Below are 262 nucleotides of genomic sequence, written 5' to 3'. Positions count from 1 at the left end.
TTCTCACCAGCGACATTAAACTCTGTCACATCAGTCGACCACTTCTGGTTCGCCCCAGTCGCTTTGAAATCTCGTTGCAATAGATTGGGTGCTGCCAAACCAACATTGCCTTTAAATGATCGGTATTTCTTGGCTCGCACCAAGGATTTTAATCCCAAGATTCTCATCAGTCGCTGCACTGTCTTATGATTGATGGATTCTCCAAATTGCCGCATAGCAGCCGTCACGCGACGATAGCCGTAACGACCATGGTGCTTATCAT

1 protein-coding gene is annotated in these 262 nt (G+C 46.9%); it reads right to left on the bottom strand.

Annotation, left to right across the window (positions count from 1 at the left end; genetic code table 11):
- On the bottom strand, positions 1 to 262 hold a 262-nt coding region (locus KDM92_RS18410; RefSeq protein WP_212685807.1), incomplete at both ends, for an IS3 family transposase.

It is taken from the genome of Affinundibacterium baiyunense (assembly GCF_018139645.1).
Classification (GTDB): Bacteria; Pseudomonadota; Gammaproteobacteria; order Burkholderiales; family Burkholderiaceae_D; genus Undibacterium; species Undibacterium baiyunense.
Note: the sequence above shows the minus strand (reverse complement) of the source record. Positions and strands in the feature narration are given on the sequence as shown.